Origin of the sequence: Rahnella sikkimica (assembly GCF_002951615.1) — a bacterium.
Classification (GTDB): Bacteria; Pseudomonadota; Gammaproteobacteria; order Enterobacterales; family Enterobacteriaceae; genus Rahnella; species Rahnella sikkimica.
Genome location: NZ_CP019062.1, coordinates 4,139,447 through 4,157,089, shown reverse-complemented (window position 1 = coordinate 4,157,089; position 17,643 = coordinate 4,139,447). Strand labels below are relative to the sequence as shown.

Sequence of the window (17,643 nt, the reverse complement as noted above, 5' to 3'; positions counted from 1 at the left end):
GAGGTTAAGATGAGTCAAAACGTTTATCAATTTGTCGACTTACAGCGTGTTGATCCGCCTAAAAAAGCGCTGAAGATCCGTAAAATTGAGTTTGTGGAAATTTACGAGCCGTTCTCAGCAACTCAGGCTGCATCGCAGGCAGACCGCTGCCTGTCTTGTGGTAACCCTTACTGCGAATGGAAATGTCCGGTACATAACTACATTCCGAACTGGCTAAAGCTGGCGAACGAAGGCCGCATCATGGAAGCGGCAGATCTCGCACACCAGACCAACAGCCTGCCGGAAGTTTGCGGACGCGTTTGTCCGCAGGACCGGCTTTGCGAAGGTTCCTGTACGCTGAATGATGAATTCGGTGCGGTGACTATCGGTAACATCGAACGCTATATTAACGATAAAGCGATCGAGATGGGCTGGCGTCCGGATATGTCTCACGTCCACCCAACCGGGAAACGTGTGGCGATCATCGGCGCAGGTCCGGCAGGTTTAGCCTGTGCTGACGTGCTGACCCGTAACGGCGTTAAAGCGGTGGTTTACGATCGTCATCCGGAAATCGGCGGATTGCTGACATTCGGTATTCCGGCCTTCAAGCTGGAAAAATCCGTCATGACCAAGCGTCGTGAAATCTTCACCGGGATGGGTATCGAGTTCCAGCTCAATACGGAAGTCGGCAAAGACATCACGATGGAAGCCCTGCTGGCAGAATATGATTCTGTCTTCCTTGGCGTTGGGACTTATCAGTCCATGCGCGGTGGTTTACCGAATGAAGATGCGCCGGGTGTTTACGATGCCCTGCCGTTCCTCATCGCTAACACCAAACAGCTGATGGGCTACGACGACAGCCAGGAAGAGCCTTACGTCACGATGGATAAGAAACGCGTTGTGGTTCTCGGCGGGGGTGATACCGCAATGGACTGCGTGCGGACTTCAATCCGTCAGGGCGCAACGCATGTGACCTGTGCCTATCGCCGTGACGAAGAGAACATGCCTGGCTCACGCCGTGAAGTGAAGAATGCCCGCGAAGAAGGCGTTGATTTCAAATTCAACCTGCAACCGCTGAGCATCGAACTGAACGATTCTGGCCGCGTGTGTGGTGTGCGGATGGCTCGCACTGAACTCGGTGCGCCAGATGCTGCCGGCCGTCGCCGTGCAGAAATCGTGGCAGGTTCCGAGCATGTGATGGAAGCCGATGCCGTGGTGATGGCGTTTGGTTTCCGCCCTCACAAAATGGAATGGCTGGCGTCGCATGATGTTGAACTGGATTCATCCGGACGCATTGTGGCACCGGAAGGTAGCGACAACGCGTTCCAGACCAGCAACCCGAAAATCTTCGCCGGTGGCGATGCGGTTCGCGGTTCAGATCTGGTCGTCACGGCGATTGCCGAAGGCCGCAAGGCCGCAGAAGGCATCATGAATTACCTCGAAGTGTAATTTTATTTTGCCCTGCACGAAGGCCGCGAAAGCGGCCTTTTTTATTGAACGCGGTGATGTCCGTCTCCGGATTCAGGCAATAAAAAACCCCGCGTAACAACGCAGGGTTTTTGCCGGTCTGACGTAACAAGCGCGGTGTTATTTTACAACGCGCAGTGCCGGGCGACCACCGCGTGGCGGTGTCGGCGGCTCATCATCCGGATCTTGTTCAGCCACATCAGGCAAATCGCCATCAATGACTGACATGGTCGGCTCTGACTGATCTTCCACACTCAGATCGCCATCAAAGGCGCCTTCGGCTTCATAAGCAGGTTCAGGTTCGAACATAGTACCGGCACCGTTTTCACGGGCATAAATTGCCAGAACGGCGGCAATCGGTACAAATACGTTACGCGGTACGCCGCCAAAACGCGCATTGAAGCGTACATCGTCGTTGCCCAGTTCGAGATTGCCGACAGCACGCGGCGCAACGTTCAGAACAATTTGTCCGTCACGCGCAAACTCCATCGGCACCATCACGCCAGGCATCGTCACGTCAACCACCAGATGCGGGGTTAACTGGTTGTCGAGCAACCAGTCATAAAAAGCCCGCAGCAGATAGGGGCGACGCGGAGACATGTCGGTCATCTCCATACCTTAACCTCGGGTATGCAAACGCATTTCGCGCTCGGGTTCGGTCAGGGAAGCCAGGAATGCATCACGCTCAAAGACGCGGGTCATATAGCCTTTAAGCTCTTTAGAACCGGCACCTGACAGCTCAATGCCCAGTTCAGGCAAACGCCACAGCAGCGGAGCCAGGTAGCAATCGACCAGGCTGAACTCTTCGCTTTTGAAGTAAGGCATGTAGGAGAAGATTGGCGCAATCGCCAGCAGCTCTTCGCGAAGTTGTTTACGCGCAGCATCCGCTTCCGTCGCAGAACCTTGCTCGATTTGACGCATCAGAGAATACCAGTCGTTTTCGATGCGATGCATCATCAGACGGCTCTCGCCACGGGCAACCGGATAAACCGGCATCAGTGGGGGGTGCGGGAAACGCTCATCAAGATATTCCATGATGATGCGGGATTCGAACAGCGTCAGCTCACGATCGACCAGCGTTGGCACGGTGCGATAAGGGTTGAGGTCAATAAGATCCTGCGGCAGGTGATCCATCTCAACCTGCTCGATCTCGACACTGACACCTTTTTCCGCCAGTACGATGCGTACTTGATGGCTAAAAATGTCGGTCGGGCCGGAAAACAGCGTCATTACCGAACGTTTGTTGGCAGCGACAGCCATGAAAACCTCCAAGTTTATCTAGAATATTACAGCGAGTTATCGCCAGCCTGCAGTTTTTGTCCCGTAGTTTCATAGACAACCATCGGCAAGGCGAACCCAGCCAGGAAGCGCGGCAACGTCAACTGCTCGGCGAATAGGCACAAAAGTGTGTGATAGTTTACCAGATTTTACGCGTGCTGTGGGGGACGCAGAGACGATTTCATGGTGAATTGTGTGTCAGGAGATCATTTCACCTGAAAAACCTGAAAAGCGGGCATAAAAAAACCCGGTGAAACACCGGGTTTTTGACGCTGATTTTCGTGCCGAAGCACTGAGCTGCGTAAGCAGCAGAAAATTAACGTTTGGAGAACTGAGGACGACGACGTGCTTTACGCAGACCGACTTTCTTACGTTCAACCTGACGAGCATCACGGGTAACGAAGCCTGCTTTACGCAGTTCGCCACGCAGATTTTCGTCATATTCCATCAGTGCACGGGTGATACCGTGACGGATAGCACCAGCTTGACCGGAGATACCACCACCTTTAACAGTGATGTACAGGTCAAATTTGGTAACCATGTCGACCAGTTCCAGTGGTTGACGAACTACCATGCGGGCAGTTTCACGACCAAAGTACTGTTCCAGGCTACGCTGGTTAATTACGATGTTACCACTACCCGGTTTGATGAAAACACGAGCGGCGGAGCTTTTGCGGCGACCAGTGCCGTAGTATTGATTTTCAGCCATTGCCTATAATCCCGAATTAAATGTCAAGAACTTGCGGTTGTTGCGCCGCATGAGTGTGCTCGTTACCCGCGTAAACTTTCATTTTACGGTACATTGCACGACCCAACGGGCCCTTTGGCAACATGCCTTTAACCGCGAGCTCGATCACGCGTTCAGGACGGCGAGCGATCATCTCTTCAAAGGTCGCTTGCTTGATACCACCGATGTGGCCGGTGTGATGGTAATAAATCTTGTCGTTACGCTTGTTGCCGGTTACAGCAACTTTTTCTGCGTTCAGAACGATGATGTAATCACCAGTATCAACGTGCGGAGTGTATTCCGCTTTATGTTTGCCACGCAGACGGCGGGCCAGTTCAGTGGCCAGGCGACCTAAGGTCTTGCCGGTAGCGTCAACTACGAACCAGTCACGTTGTACGGTTTCCGGTTTAGCTGTAAAAGTTTTCATTAAAAGCTTACCCAATTAAAGTTACACGTTGGCGAACACCCGAACGCTTACTTGTTTATAAAATAAGTATTTGAGGTTCACACGACCATCGTCCAGCAAACCTACCCCTTCGAATAGCCAATGCTGGCACTTATAAAGTTTCGGGAAAAAAACTTTGTAGTAACGTGGGGTCGCAAGATTATAGAGAAGTCCAGGGCAAAGATCGAACCCTTTTTCGACAAAAAGGAAGATTTCCCTCAAGTCGCCCGAAGGGCTCACTCTGCAAAATCTGCAGACGCTTTTATACCACGAATCGAACAAATCATAATCAGTATAAAATCACGGCAGATGCGGGCGTTTGAGGTATTCCTCGCTTTGCATCTCCTGCAGGCGCGACAGGCAGCGCTGATATTCAAACTTCAGCCGTTCACCCTGATAAATCTCAAACATCGGCACCGCCGCTGAAATCACCAGTTTTACATGCCGCTCGTAGAACTCATCCACCAGCGCAAGAAAACGCCGCGCCGCATTCTCGCTGTCGGCAGCCATCACCGGAACGTTATGCAACAACACGCTGTGGTAGATTTTCGACAGCGCAATATAGTCGAGCTGGCTGCGCGCCTCTTCACATAAGGTATGAAATTCGACCGCCAGAACGCCGTCTACCGCGGCGAGCGCCTGCAGCGGTCGGTGATTCACTTCCAGCATGACCGGTTTGGCACCGGAATCACCACTGTGGTTGCCGGTGAGTTTCCCCAGCATACTTTGCATCGCCACCGTCGCGTCAGGGCCTGCCGGAGACAGCCACAAATTCGCCTGCGTTAATGTGCGCAGACGATAATCAATGCCCGCATCCACATTCAGCACATCGCAATATTCCTTAATGAGTTCGATGGCGGGCAGGAAACGCGCACGCTGCAACCCGTTACGATACAGCTGATCAGGCGGAATGTTAGACGTCGCAATCAGCGTGATGCCGCGCGCGAATAACGCCTGCAACAACGTAGCTAGCAGCATCGCATCGGTAATATCTGAGACAAAAAACTCATCGAAACACAGCACGTCGGTTTCAGCTTTGAATTTATCCGCAATCACTTCCAGCGGATCTTCCTGGCCCTGAAGTTGCGTCAGTTCTTCATGCACACGCAGCATAAAGCGGTGGAAATGCAGGCGCAGTTTGCGTTCACCGGGCAAACTGTGGAAAAACAAATCCATCAGCCAGGTTTTACCGCGCCCGACGCCGCCCCACATATAAAGGCCCTGAACCGGGCGTTGGGTCGTTATTACCGGCGCTTTACCGAACAAGCGGCCCAGCAAACCACCGCGTGCAGCCACAGAGGGCGCGGACGCAGGCAGAGCGGAAAGCGCCTGATAAATAACATCCAGCTGAGCGACGGCCTCTTTCTGAACGGCATCCGGCTGGAACTCACCGGCATCAACTGCACTCTGATAAAGGGTAAGGGGTGATTTGGGTTGCATCGTAGTTAACGTCCCTGAGAAAAAAATTTTACGTTTTTCACGTTGTTTAGCCGCTTTTTTGCCGTAGATTCGCCGCATTTCCCTGCCGTCTGTGTATGAAAAAAACGACAGGTGGCAGTGATTTTCCCGGCAGGATTCCACTCTGACAAGGTTAACGGTTATAGTGGAGCTAATGCATGACGAATTCGTGTGACAATTACGTTAAAACGATTGTCCAAAAAAGTTAAGTCATAAAAGTTACGTGAAAAAGCCCTGCGGGACAACGAAGTCAAAATAGGAGTCATTATGACCTGGGAGTATGCACTCATTGGATTAGTGGTCGGTATCGCGATTGGTGCGGTGGCGATGCGCTTTGGGAATCGTAAATTACGTGATCAACAAGTCATGAAAAACGAGCTGGAGAAAAGCAAAGCAGAACTCGATGAATATCGTCAGGAACTGGTGGGCCACTTTGCCCGCAGCGCCGAGTTGCTGGATAACATGGCGACTGATTACCGCCAGCTTTATCAGCATATGGCCAAAAGCTCTAACAACCTGCTGCCGGATATGCCTGAGCAGGATAATCCGTTCAACTACCGTCTGACGGGTTCTGAAGCCGATAACGATCAGGTTCCGGTTCAGATGCCACGTGATTATTCTGACGGCGCATCAGGTCTGCTGCGCGGCGAACGTCCTGTTCGTAAATAACAGACGTCATTAACCGGTGCGGTTCACAGCACCGGTAATTATAACGGCGCATGTTTCCTGCATGTGCCGTTCTCCTGACCTGCTCCTTCCCGTGCTGTGAATCACCGTTCTATTGTCCAGAACTGACGTCCATTATAGAAAGCGAGAGAGTTATCGTGATGAAGAAAAAGTCATTTTTGCTCAGTGTGTTAGCTGTTAGCCTTGGATTAACTTTCGCTTCTGCGCCTATGGCGACTGCTGCTTTACCGACGGAAGTTCAGGGACAGCCCCTGCCCAGCCTGGCACCGGTGCTTGAAAAAGTGCTGCCCGCTGTGGTTGGCGTGCAGGTTTCCGGCACTCAGCCCCCGAGTGCGGACGTTCCTCCGGAATATAAATTTTTCTTCGGCCAGCAAGATCCTGAGCCGAATGCCGGGCCGCAGCCTTTCGAAGGGCTGGGTTCCGGCGTCATTATTGACGCGGCAAAAGGTTACGTTCTTACCAACAATCATGTGGTGAATAACGCCGATAAAATCACCGTTCAGCTCAACGATGGCCGTGAATATAAAGCCAAACTGATCGGTAAAGACGATCAGTCTGACATTGCCGTGATCCAGCTGATTGATGCCAAAAACCTCACACAAATTACGATGGCGGATTCCGACAACCTCCGCGTCGGCGATTTTGCGATTGCTGTGGGCAACCCGTTTGGCCTCGGCCAGACCGTCACATCGGGCATCGTTTCGGCGCTGGGCCGCAGTGGCCTGAATCTTGAAGGACTGGAAAACTTTATCCAGACCGATGCCTCGATTAACCGGGGTAATTCCGGCGGCGCATTGCTTGACCTGAAAGGCGAACTGATCGGCATCAACACCGCCATTATTTCCTCTCAGGGCGGCAGCGTCGGGATCGGTTTTGCCATCCCGGTTAATATGGCAAAAAATCTTAGTCATCAGCTGATTGAATTTGGTGAAGTGAAACGCGGCCTGCTGGGGATCCGTGGCAGTGAAATGACTCCAGAACTGGCTCAGGCATTTAAGCTCGACAGCCAGCGCGGTGCCTTCGTCAACGAGGTTCTGCCTGATTCTGCTGCGGCGAAAGCGGGCATTAAATCTGGTGACGTGCTGGTGACGCTTCAGGGCAAAACCCTGAGCAGTTTCGCCGAATTGCGCGCGAAAGTCGGCACAGCTGGACCGGGCGTGACAATGCAAGTTGGTCTACTGCGTGACGGCAAACCGATGACCGTCAGCGTGACGCTGGATAAGAGCCCGGCGGTAGAAATCAGCATTGAGAAACTCAATCCGGCGCTTCAAGGTGTCACGCTGAGCGACACGACCGATAAAAACACCAAAGGCGTTCGTGTCGATGACGTGAAAAAAGGCACGCCAGCGGATCAGGTTGGCCTTGAAAAAGACGATGTGATTATCGGCGTAAACCGCGAGCCTCTGGAGAATCTGACGGCATTCCGCAAAATTCTCGAAAGCAAACCCGACCTGATCGCGCTGAGTATTCTGCGTAAAGGTCAAAATATCTATCTATTCATGCCGTAATGCGTTGGAAATCGGACGCAGATGCTGCTGCGTCCGATTAACTCATGCTATCCTTCAGTCACTTTTCCTCTCGCATCCCATATATCCATGTTTGTTAAGCTATTGAGATCTGCTGTTATCGGCCTGATTGTTGCTGGCATTTTGCTGGCGGCGGTACCTATGTTGCGTAAAAACATCTCAGAACCGATTTTCAACCGTAATTTCAATCAGGACAGCGAACAGCCTGTCAGCTTTAACAGCGGTGTCCGTCATGCAGCCCCGGCGGTTGTGAATGTGTACAACCGTAATATGGGCAACAGTTCGCAAAACGAACTGGCGATCCGCACGCTGGGTTCCGGCGTGATCATGAATGACAACGGTTATATCCTCACCAACAAACATGTGGTGAATAATGCCGACCAGATTATTGTCGCATTGCAGGATGGCCGCGTTTTCGAAGCCCTGCTGGTGGGTTCAGACAGCCTGACCGATCTGGCCGTCCTGAAAATTAATGCAGGCAATCTGCCGGTGATCCCGATTAACCCGCGAAGAGCGCCGCACGTTGGCGATGTGGTCATGGCGATCGGCAACCCTTACAACCTCGGTCAGACCGTGACGCAAGGGATTATCAGCGCAACGGGGCGTATCGGCCTCAGCCCTTCCGGCCGTCAGAACTTCCTGCAAACCGATGCGTCAATCAACCAGGGAAACTCCGGCGGTGCGCTGGTCAACTCACTGGGCGAACTGATGGGCATCAACACTTTATCCTTTGACCAGAGCAACGACGGTGCCACGCCGGAAGGCATTGGCTTTGCGATCCCGACTGCACTGGCAACTAAAGTCATGGGCAAGCTCATCCGCGATGGTCGCGTCATTCGTGGCTATATCGGCATCAGCGGGCGTGAAGTTTCGCCACTGCACGGGCCGAACAGCGGGTTGGATCATATTCAGGGGATTGTGGTTAACGAGGTGACGGCCAACGGCCCGGCGGCAAATGCGGGGATGCAGGTCAGCGATGTGATTATTAACGTCAATAATAAGCCTGCGATTTCCGCCATCGAAACGATGGACCAGGTGGCCGAAGTCCGTCCTGGCACCGTCATTCCGGTGGAGATTATGCGTAACGGGCAGAAACTGACATTGCAGGTCACCGTGCAGGAATATCCTGAACACTGATTGCCGCAACCGCTGAACACATAAAGAAAAAGCCGGAGAGGTTTCCCCCTCCGGCTTTTTTATTGCGTGCGGCGTAAAGATTACTCGCCTTTGAAACGCTCAATTTTCGCGCCGAGCTGACGCAGTTTATCTTCGATGCGCTCATAACCACGATCGATGTGATAAATACGGTCAACGATGGTCACGCCTTCTGCGATACAACCGGCCAGAACCAGGCTGGCAGAGGCACGTAAATCAGTCGCCATCACCTGCGCGCCAGACAGTTTTTCAACGCCGTGGCAAATCAGGGTACTGCCTTCGATTTCTGCATGCGCGCCCATACGGATAAGCTCAGGGATGTGCATGAAGCGGTTTTCGAAGATCGTTTCGGTAATGACACCGGTACCTTCCGCCACCAGATTCAGCAGGCTGAATTGTGCCTGCATATCGGTCGGGAAGCCCGGATGCGGCGCGGTACGGAAGTTGACAGCTTTGGCGCGTTTGCCATGCATATCGAGGCTGATCCAGTCTTCACCCACTTCGATCTCTGCACCGGCTTCGCGCAGTTTTGCCAGTACGGCATCCAGCGTGTCAGGGCGGGCTTCGCGGCAGGTAATTTTGCCACCGGAAATGGCCGCTGCGACCAGGAAAGTCCCGGTTTCGATGCGGTCAGGAACAACACGGTAAACACCACCACCGAGACGGGCGACGCCTTCGATGGTGATTTTATCGGTGCCCGCGCCGGTGATTTTTGCACCCAACGTGTTAAGGAAATTAGCGGTATCGACAATTTCAGGCTCACGCGCGGCGTTTTCAATAATCGTCGTGCCTTCCGCCAGGGTTGCTGCGCTCATGATGGTCACGGTCGCGCCCACGCTGACTTTGTCCATCACGATATGCGCGCCTTTCAGACGGCCATCAACGGACGCTTTCACATAACCTTCTTCCAGCACGATGGTCGCACCGAGCTGTTCCAGACCGGTGATGTGCAGGTCAACAGGACGCGCGCCAATCGCACAACCGCCCGGCAGGGAAACTTCTCCACGACCAAAACGCGCCACCAGAGGCCCCAGGGCCCAGATGGATGCACGCATGGTTTTCACCAGATCATACGGCGCACAAAACTCGTTGACCGCGCTGGCATCCACGAACACAGAACCGTTGCGTTCGATTTTGGTGCCTAACTGGCTCAGTAATTTGATGGTGGTATCGATGTCTTTCAGGTGAGGAACGTTCTGGAGTTCAACAGGTTCCTCAGCAAGCAGTGCGGCAAACAAAATAGGAAGTGCGGCATTTTTTGCACCAGAGATAGTAACTTCGCCGCTCAGACGAGTCCCACCCTGTACACGAAATTTATCCATTATGACTGCTCTCTTAAATTTCAACTCTGATTAAATACGAGGAAGCTGCCGGCGCTCCGGCAGTCTTATAAACCGCTCAGTTTACGGTCACGCGCCCATTCTTCCGGGGTATAAGCCTTAATAGACAGCGCATGAATTCGATTGTCGGCGATGTATTCCATCAGCGGGGCGTAAACGGTCTGCTGTTTTTTCACGCGGCTCATGCCATCAAACATCGCACCAACGACAATGGCCTGAAAATGACTGCCATCGCCAGTAATGTGGGCTTCATCCAGTGCCAACGCGTTCATCAGCACGTCTTTAATTTCACTTGTTTCCATAGGGATCTATTCTTCTGAAGAATCATAACAGCCCGATATCTTATAGGGATCGGACCAAATCTTAAACCACGAAAAAGCCCCTGAGGAAGAGTTTCGCACAGGGGCTTTGTGGACATTAAGGCAACGATTTACATCCCGTCGCCTAACCTCCGGTAACTGTTCACTTATTTGCCAGTGAGTCCGTCGGGATAATGTCCTGAAGATTATATAACGCAATCAGCGTATGCAGCCGGTCGGTAATGCCTGCGATGGTCAGCGAACCGCCCTGCTGGCTAGCCTCTTCGCGCAGATGCACTAACAGCGCCAGGCCCGAAGAATCCACGCGTTCCAGCCCGGACACGTCCAGAGTGGTCACGCCGGACATCAGCTTTTTACGCACATCCCAAAAAGCCACCAGCGTTTCGCGATCCAACTCACCCTGCAAGGTCAGTCGCGGCGGCTGCGATTCCCAGCGCAGAGCGTCACTCATTATTGCTTATCCAGAGTGATCGGCTGAGCAGCGGCTTGTTTCAGACGGGCAGTCAGGCCATCAATCCCTTTCTGACGCAGGATATCCGCCCACTCGTTCTGCTTGGTCGAAATCATGCTCACACCTTCTGCGATCATGTCGTACGCCTGCCATTCACCGGTGCGGCTGTTTTTGCGCCACTGGAAATCCAGACGAATCGGCGGACGGCCATTGGGGTCGGTGATGGTGACGCGGATAGCGATGATATCTTTGTCCGCATAAGACTGTTCAGGCTGAACGGTGTAACTCTGGCCGTTGTACATCGCCAGCGCCTGACCATAGGCCTGCTGCAGATATTCAGAGAACGCGGCAAAGTAAGCGTCACGTTGTGCAGGCGTCGCCTGTTGGTAATAGCGGCCTAATACCAGCGCACCGGCGTATTTGACTTGCACATACGGCAGCAATTCATCGTGAACAATCTGGCGCAGATAGTTAGGATCCTGCTTGATTTTCGGCTGTTCGGTTTTCAGGCGGGTGAAGGTTTTATTCGCCGCTTCATTCATCACGCTGTATGGATTGGTTTTGTCTACAGCGGCATTTGCCAGCGGAGCCATAACGACCAGCAGTGCAGCGATCACTAAACGTTTAAACATACTCATTTTCCTCTTTTATGGAGAATCCGTGGTGGCAATGCTTAATGGGCAGCCGGCTGTGGTGCTGTAGTAGCATCAGGTGCAGCCGTTGCATCAGGTGCAGCCGTTGCATCAGGGTCAGCCTTACCGTCGCCGCTCTTGTAAAGGAACTGGCCAATCAGGTCTTCAAGAACCAGCGCAGATTTCGTGTCCTGAATAACGCCACCGTTTTTAAGGATAGTCGTTCCCATCTCAGGGTCTTGAAATCCAATGTTCAGCGCCAGGAATTGTTCACCCAGTAAACCCGAGGTGCGAATAGCCAGCGTACTGGTGCTTGGGATCTGGTTGTATTTCTGGTCGATATCCATTTCCACACGCGGAGAATAATTTTTATCCAGCGTAATGCTGCTGACGCGACCAATCACCACGCCGCCGACTTTCACCGGTGAGCCGCTTTTCAGGCCGCCGATATTGTCGAAGTCCGCAGAAATACGGTAGGTCGGATCCGAACCGATGGAACGGATATCAGCTACTTTCAGGCACAGGAAGACCACCGCGATCAATGCGATGATTAAAAATGCGCCAACCCAAATCTCACTCTTTTTCGTTTGCATGGTTTAATTTCCAAACATCAGTGCTGTTAGCACAAAATCCAATCCCAGCACCGCCAGTGACGAATGCACCACAGTACGTGTCGTTGCCCGGCTGATCCCTTCGGATGTCGGGATTGCATCATAGCCATTGAACAACGCAATCCAGGTCACGGTGATAGCGAAAACAAGGCTTTTAATCAGGCAGTTAAGCAGGTCTTTACGCCAGTCTACTGCAGTTTGCATTGCAGACCAGAAGAAACCGCTGTCGATACCTTTCCAGTCCACGCCTACCAGCGAACCGCCCCAGATCCCGACGGCGACGAAAATCGCCGTCAGCAGAGGCATGGAAATCAGACCGGCCCAGAAACGCGGTGCTACAACGCGGCGCAGCGGATCTATTGCCATCATTTCCAGGCTGGAGATTTGCTCGGTGGCTTTCATCAGACCCAGTTCAGCGGTTAACGCAGAACCCGCGCGTCCGGCAAACAGCAGCGCGGTCACGACCGGGCCAAGTTCACGCAACAGGGACAGCGCCACCATCATGCCCAGACTGGCTTCGGCACTGTAGGTGGTCAGAATGAGATAGCCCTGCAACCCCAGAACCATGCCGATAAACAGCCCGGAAACGAGAATGATTAACAGAGAAAGCACGCCAACGCTGTAGAGCTGCTTGACCAGCAGCGGCCATTGCCGGGCAAATTGCGGCTTGCCAACTAATGCACGGAAGAGCATTAAACCGGCACGGCCAAAAGACGCACAGGTATTAATCCCGCTGCGCCCGACTGAGGCTAATACCTTAGTAAACATGAATAGAGAACCCCATCATCCGAGCAGCTCGGTTTTATAATCACCGGCAGGGAAACGGAAAGGAACCGGTCCATCGGCGATACCATCAAGGAACTGGCGAACCCGAGGATCAGGATTATTTTGCAACTCCTCAGGTGTTCCCTCAGCAATAACGTGTTGTGCCGCAACAATATACGCGTAATCCGCAATGCTCAGCACTTCAGGAACGTCATGGGAGACTACGATACAGGTCACGCCCAGCGCGTGGTTAAGTTCGTCGATCAGTTTGACCAGTACGCCCATTGTGATGGGATCTTGCCCCACGAACGGCTCATCAAACATGATGAGTTCAGGGTCAAGCGCAATAGCACGCGCCAGCGCAACACGTCGCGCCATCCCGCCGGATAATTCTGCTGGCATCAGTTCACCGGCACCGCGCAACCCTACGGCTTCGAGCTTCATGGTCACGGTACTGCGCAGCAATTCCTCTGGCAACTTACTGTGTTCACGCAGCGGAAACGCGACATTTTCGAACACATTGAGGTCAGTAAACAATGCACCGGACTGAAACAACATGCTCATTTTCTTGCGTGACTCATAAAGCTTGCGGCGTGACAGCGCAGGAATGTTGTCTCCGTCAAACCAGATTTCACCTTTGTCCGGTGTAAGCTGGCCACCGATAAGGCGCAGGAGCGTCGTTTTACCGATCCCCGAAGGCCCCATAATGGCGGTGACTTTGCCTTTCGGCACGGTCATGTTTATCTCTTCGAAAATGGGACGATCGCCGCGCATGAAACTCATGCCTTTGATCTCAACCAGATTCGATTCGCTTTGACTCATTCAGTTTATCCCTTCGGAATGCTTTCGCTAAGAATACGTCTGCCCCGTGTGGGGCGTCGTATAACTTTGGTATTTTTACAAAAACTTACCCCGCTTTCGTTACCAAAGTTGCCATCGATTTACTTTTCCGTCACAGACGGTCAAAATCAACGAATTACCATTTTAAATTAAAAGCCTTCATCGTCTAACATACAGGAACCTGCTGGCCTCATTTTCAGACAAAATGTCGCCTTAGCGCATGTTGACGAAGGAATCGCCTGCCTCTCGAGGCAACGAACCTCGCATTATACCCAATAAAGGATGTTTCATGCTTCTCGCTATCGTACTGATGATTGTCGGCCTGTTACTGCTTGTTTACGCCGCCGATCGTCTGGTGTACGGAGCCGCTGTGCTGGCACGCTCGCTGGGTATGCCGCCACTGGTGATTGGCATGACCGTCGTCGGCGTAGGCATATCCCTGCCTGAACTGGTGGTTTCCACCACCGCCGCCATCAACGATCAAATGGATTTGGCCGTTGGAAACGCAATTGGTTCGAATATCATTAATATTCTTCTGATTTTGGGCGGTGCCGCCCTGATTCATCCACTTTCCGTTCGTTCTGATATATTACGCCGCGAACTCCCTTTATTGTTACTGGTCACAGCGTTGTGTGGTTTTCTGCTCAGCGACGGTGAACTCAGCCGGCTGGATGGTGTTTTGCTGCTGGCCAGTGCCGCCGCGTTTATGCTGCTGATGATAAAAATCGCCCGCGCGGCTGAGAAAGAGGGGCTGGACACGCTGACGTACGAGCAAATGTCCGAGCTTCCGCAAGACAGCAGCAACACCGTGGCATTTCTGTGGCTGGCATTGGGCTTTATTATCATGCCGCTGGCGTCGGGCATGATTGTCGACAACAGTACCGTCATTGCGCGGTATTTTGGTGTCAGCGAGCTGGTGATTGGCCTGACGGTCATCGCCATCGGCACCAGCCTGCCGGAACTGGCGACCTTTATCGCCGGTGCCATTAAAGGTGAAGATGATATCGCGCTGGGCAATATCATTGGTGCCAACATTTTTAACACCTGTCTGGTGCTGGGATTACCCGCACTGGTGGCACCGGGCTCGTTTAACCCGGATGCATTTCACCGCGATTACTGGGTCATGCTGGCAGTCAGCGTGGTGCTTTCCGGCCTGTGCCTGATGCGCAAACACCGGATTGGACATCTGGCTGGTGCAGTATTGCTGTGCGGATTTATCGCCTATATGGCGGTGCTGTTCCTGTTACCGGACAGCATTGCCTTCTGAACTCTGTCAGGAACTGACTATGGCTAACTTTACCTTCGCCTCCGACTTTGATTTCCAGGCCGTCGGGCGTGATGTGCTGAAAACAGAACGTGAAGGACTTGAGCAGTTAGATCAATACATTAACGGTGACTTTACCCGTGCATGCGAAAAAATCTTCGCCTGCACCGGAAAAGTCGTCGTGATGGGGATGGGCAAATCAGGGCATATTGGCCGCAAGATGGCCGCCACGTTTGCCAGCACCGGCACGCCGGCATTTTTTGTCCATCCGGGCGAAGCCAGCCACGGCGATCTGGGCATGGTCTCGAAGCAGGACATCGTCATTCTGATTTCCAATTCCGGTGAGGCCCATGAAATTCTGGGTCTGATCCCGGTCTTGAAACGGCTGAACATCACGCTTATCTGCATGACGTCAAACCCGGAAAGCACGATGGGCAAAGCCGCCGATGTGCATCTTTGCGTGCGTGTACCGAAAGAAGCGTGCCCGCTGGGTCTGGCGCCGACCAGCAGCACTACCGCGGTTTTGGTCATGGGCGATGCGCTCGCCGTCGCGCTGCTTGAAGCACGCGGTTTCACCCCTGAGGATTTCGCCCTGTCGCACCCTGGCGGAGCACTGGGTCGCAAGCTCTTATTGCGCGTCAGCGATATTATGCACACCGGCGATGAGATCCCGCACGTCAGCCGTGATGCCTCTTTGCGTGACGCCCTGCTGGAAATCACCCGCAAAAATCTGGGCATGACAGTCATTTGCAACGATTTGATGAAAATCGAAGGGATCTTTACCGATGGTGATTTACGCCGCATCTTTGATATGGGCGTGAACATTAATAATGCGGCGATTGCCGATGTGATGACGACTGGCGGGATCCGCGTCCGGCCATCGCTTCTGGCGGTCGACGCACTGAATCTGATGCAAGATAAACACATTACCTGCGTGATGGTTGCAGATGGTGACCAGTTGTTGGGTGTGTTACATATGCACGATATGCTGCGCGCTGGCGTAGTTTAATTGAGGAATAGCCCGAATGAGTCATAGCGCAGCCCTGGTGGAGACCTGCTACGGTCCGGTCAGCGCCCACGTGCTCGAACGCGCCAAAGCCGTTCGACTGCTGATTTGCGATGTAGATGGCGTCATGTCTGACGGCCTGATCTACATGGGAAATCAGGGAGAAGAGCTGAAAAGTTTTAACGTTCGCGATGGTTACGGTATCCGTTGCCTGCTGACATCTGACATTGAGGTCGCGATTATTACAGGCCGCAATGCGAAATTACTGGAAGATCGCGCTAAAACCCTCGGTATCCGCCACTTGTATCAGGGGCAATCGGATAAGCTTTTGGCCTTCCGCGAACTGTTAGATACACTGTCATTGCGGGCCGAAGAAGTCGCTTACATCGGCGATGACCTGATTGACTGGCCGGTGATGGCCGAAGTGGGTCTTTCCGTGGCGGTTCAGGATGCACATCCGATTCTGTTGCCAAAATCAGATTACGTGACCCGCATCGCTGGCGGACGTGGCGCAGTACGCGAATTGTGTGATTTGATTCTGCTGGCGCAGGGCAAGCTGGAGGACGCCAAAGGGCTGTCGATATGAGTAAAACAAAACTTTGGATTATCCTTGTCCTGACGGCCATCGTTCTGATTTTGGTGGGCTGGTCATTGTCTGACAGCAGTGATGACGCACCGCAGCAGGTGAACGATCAGGATCCGACTTACCAGACTTCCCACACGGTCACGATGGTCTATGACCCGACGGGCAGCCTGACGTACAAACTGGTTTCAGACCAGGTAAAATACTACACCACCGATCAGGTGACGTGGTTTACCAACCCGGTCGCGACCATGTATGACAAGAATAAAACACCCACCTGGGTGCTGCGTTCTGATAAGGCTAAATTGACTCAGGATAAAATGCTCTATCTTTACGGGCATGTGCAGGGCGACAGCCTGACGCCTGAGACGTCACAGCTACAAAGAATCAAAACGGACAATGCCCGGGTTAACCTGACGACACAGGACGTTGCCTCAGACGATGAAGTAACGCTTTATGGCACAGGTTTTACATCTAACGGCATGAAAATGCGCGGCAATCTGCGTGATAAGACAGCACAGCTGATCGAAAAGGTAACGACCTCTTATGAAATTCCAAGCAAAAAATAAAATCCGTGATCTCCTGATCGTCAGCTCGTTGTTAGCCGTGAGCATTCCGGCATTCGCTTTAAAAGACGACACAACGAAGCCGATCACCATTGATTCCGCCAATCAGGCGCTGGATGTGAACACCAACACGGCCACCTTCACCGGTAACGTCGTGGTCAATCAGGGCACCATCCAGGTAAAAGCCGATAAAGTTGTCGTGATCCGTCCTCAGGGCGTATCTGGCAAAGAAGTGGTGGAAGGTTACGGCAATCCGGTGACGTTCTACCAGATGCAGGACAACGGCAAGCCGGTGAAAGGCCATGCGCAGAAAGTCCGCTACGAAGTGGAAAACGATCTCGTGACCCTGACCGGTAATGCGTACCTTGAACAGCTCGACAGCAATGTGAAAGGCGACCGTATTACCTATCTGGTGCAGAAACAGCAAATGGAAGCCTTCAGTGATAAAGGCAACCGTGTGACGACCGTTCTGGTACCTTCGCAGCTGCAACAAAAAACGCCTGCAGCAGGCGGCCAGCCGACCAAAAAGAGTAACTGATATTT

General features: G+C 52.8%; 21 protein-coding genes. 9 read left to right on the top strand and 12 right to left on the bottom strand.

What is annotated here, in order from left to right; genetic code table 11:
* Window positions 1–9: 9 nt before the first annotated feature.
* The gene (locus BV494_RS19215) at window positions 10–1,428 is read left to right on the top strand and encodes a glutamate synthase small subunit (RefSeq protein ID WP_104924274.1); all 1,419 of its coding nucleotides are present in this window, start codon (window positions 10–12) and stop codon (window positions 1,426–1,428) included.
* A 138-nt stretch (window positions 1,429–1,566) separates the two neighbouring features.
* Here the strand turns inward: BV494_RS19215 and sspB are convergent, their stop codons facing one another.
* The 5 genes from sspB to zapE form a co-directional block, all read right to left on the bottom strand.
* Entirely contained in the window at window positions 1,567–2,061 is a 495-nt protein-coding gene (gene sspB / locus BV494_RS19210; protein ID WP_104924273.1) for a ClpXP protease specificity-enhancing factor, read from the bottom strand.
* Window positions 2,062–2,064: 3 nt separating this feature from the next.
* Entirely contained in the window at window positions 2,065–2,706 is a 642-nt protein-coding gene (gene sspA, locus BV494_RS19205; protein ID WP_104924272.1) for a stringent starvation protein SspA, read from the bottom strand.
* Between the two features lie 334 nt (window positions 2,707–3,040).
* Window positions 3,041–3,433: a 30S ribosomal protein S9 gene (gene rpsI / locus BV494_RS19200; protein WP_056776311.1), complete on the bottom strand. Its 393-nt coding sequence runs from the start codon at window positions 3,431–3,433 to the stop codon at window positions 3,041–3,043.
* 16 nt (window positions 3,434–3,449) lie between these two features.
* Window positions 3,450–3,878: a 50S ribosomal protein L13 gene (rplM, locus tag BV494_RS19195; protein ID WP_013577239.1), complete on the bottom strand. Its 429-nt coding sequence runs from the start codon at window positions 3,876–3,878 to the stop codon at window positions 3,450–3,452.
* Window positions 3,879–4,196: 318 nt separating this feature from the next.
* A complete protein-coding gene (gene zapE, locus BV494_RS19185; RefSeq protein ID WP_104924848.1) occupies window positions 4,197–5,336 on the bottom strand; it encodes a cell division protein ZapE in 1,140 nt (379 codons plus the stop codon).
* Window positions 5,337–5,621: 285 nt separating this feature from the next.
* Here zapE and zapG point away from each other — a divergent pair, with 285 nt between their 5' ends.
* The 3 genes from zapG to degS all read left to right on the top strand — a co-directional run bounded on the left by zapG (window position 5,622) and on the right by degS (window position 8,704).
* Window positions 5,622–6,023 (top strand): Z-ring associated protein ZapG, encoded by a 402-nt coding sequence (gene zapG, locus BV494_RS19180; RefSeq protein WP_013577242.1) that lies wholly within the window; start codon window positions 5,622–5,624, stop codon window positions 6,021–6,023.
* Window positions 6,024–6,181: 158 nt separating this feature from the next.
* Window positions 6,182–7,549, top strand: a complete 1,368-nt coding sequence (degQ, locus tag BV494_RS19175) for a serine endoprotease DegQ (RefSeq protein WP_104924270.1) — start codon at window positions 6,182–6,184, stop codon at window positions 7,547–7,549.
* An 87-nt stretch (window positions 7,550–7,636) separates the two neighbouring features.
* Window positions 7,637–8,704: an outer membrane-stress sensor serine endopeptidase DegS gene (degS, locus tag BV494_RS19170; protein ID WP_104924847.1), complete on the top strand. Its 1,068-nt coding sequence runs from the start codon at window positions 7,637–7,639 to the stop codon at window positions 8,702–8,704.
* Window positions 8,705–8,784: 80 nt separating this feature from the next.
* Here degS and murA read toward each other — a convergent pair whose 3' ends face one another.
* The 7 genes from murA to mlaF all read right to left on the bottom strand — a co-directional run bounded on the left by murA (window position 8,785) and on the right by mlaF (window position 13,663).
* Entirely contained in the window at window positions 8,785–10,044 is a 1,260-nt protein-coding gene (murA, locus tag BV494_RS19165; protein WP_104924269.1) for a UDP-N-acetylglucosamine 1-carboxyvinyltransferase, read from the bottom strand.
* A 65-nt stretch (window positions 10,045–10,109) separates the two neighbouring features.
* Window positions 10,110–10,364 (bottom strand): BolA family iron metabolism protein IbaG, encoded by a 255-nt coding sequence (ibaG, locus tag BV494_RS19160; RefSeq protein WP_013577246.1) that lies wholly within the window; start codon window positions 10,362–10,364, stop codon window positions 10,110–10,112.
* A gap of 160 nt (window positions 10,365–10,524) precedes the next feature.
* On the bottom strand, window positions 10,525–10,833 hold the full coding sequence (gene mlaB / locus BV494_RS19155) for a lipid asymmetry maintenance protein MlaB (protein WP_104924268.1): 309 nt from the start codon (window positions 10,831–10,833) through the stop codon (window positions 10,525–10,527).
* A complete protein-coding gene (gene mlaC / locus BV494_RS19150; protein WP_104924267.1) occupies window positions 10,833–11,465 on the bottom strand; it encodes a phospholipid-binding protein MlaC in 633 nt (210 codons plus the stop codon). Before mlaC ends, mlaB begins: the two co-directional genes overlap by 1 nt.
* Window positions 11,466–11,506: 41 nt before the next feature.
* Window positions 11,507–12,058, bottom strand: coding sequence for an outer membrane lipid asymmetry maintenance protein MlaD (gene mlaD / locus BV494_RS19145; protein WP_104924266.1), 552 nt, complete (start codon window positions 12,056–12,058; stop codon window positions 11,507–11,509).
* Window positions 12,059–12,061: 3 nt separating this feature from the next.
* On the bottom strand, window positions 12,062–12,844 hold the full coding sequence (mlaE, locus tag BV494_RS19140; RefSeq protein WP_104924265.1) for a lipid asymmetry maintenance ABC transporter permease subunit MlaE: 783 nt from the start codon (window positions 12,842–12,844) through the stop codon (window positions 12,062–12,064).
* A gap of 15 nt (window positions 12,845–12,859) precedes the next feature.
* Window positions 12,860–13,663, bottom strand: a complete 804-nt coding sequence (mlaF, locus tag BV494_RS19135; protein WP_104924264.1) for a phospholipid ABC transporter ATP-binding protein MlaF — start codon at window positions 13,661–13,663, stop codon at window positions 12,860–12,862.
* A 307-nt stretch (window positions 13,664–13,970) separates the two neighbouring features.
* Here mlaF and BV494_RS19130 point away from each other — a divergent pair, with 307 nt between their 5' ends.
* From BV494_RS19130 to lptA, 5 genes are read left to right on the top strand one after another with little or no spacing between them, the layout of a single operon-like run.
* Complete coding sequence (locus BV494_RS19130) at window positions 13,971–14,948, top strand: calcium/sodium antiporter (RefSeq protein ID WP_104924263.1); 978 nt, start codon at window positions 13,971–13,973, stop codon at window positions 14,946–14,948.
* Window positions 14,949–14,967: 19 nt separating this feature from the next.
* Window positions 14,968–15,954 carry an arabinose-5-phosphate isomerase KdsD gene (kdsD, locus tag BV494_RS19125; protein ID WP_104924262.1) on the top strand — a complete coding sequence of 329 codons (987 nt, stop codon included), beginning with the start codon at window positions 14,968–14,970 and terminating at the stop codon, window positions 15,952–15,954.
* Window positions 15,955–15,970: 16 nt separating this feature from the next.
* The gene (gene kdsC / locus BV494_RS19120; protein ID WP_104924261.1) at window positions 15,971–16,537 is read left to right on the top strand and encodes a 3-deoxy-manno-octulosonate-8-phosphatase KdsC; all 567 of its coding nucleotides are present in this window, start codon (window positions 15,971–15,973) and stop codon (window positions 16,535–16,537) included.
* Window positions 16,534–17,103 carry an LPS export ABC transporter periplasmic protein LptC gene (gene lptC / locus BV494_RS19115; protein WP_104924260.1) on the top strand — a complete coding sequence of 190 codons (570 nt, stop codon included), beginning with the start codon at window positions 16,534–16,536 and terminating at the stop codon, window positions 17,101–17,103. The genes kdsC and lptC overlap by 4 nt, the downstream gene beginning before the upstream one ends.
* Complete coding sequence (gene lptA, locus BV494_RS19110) at window positions 17,081–17,638, top strand: lipopolysaccharide ABC transporter substrate-binding protein LptA (RefSeq protein WP_104924259.1); 558 nt, start codon at window positions 17,081–17,083, stop codon at window positions 17,636–17,638. The genes lptC and lptA overlap by 23 nt, the downstream gene beginning before the upstream one ends.
* Window positions 17,639–17,643: the final 5 nt, after the last annotated feature.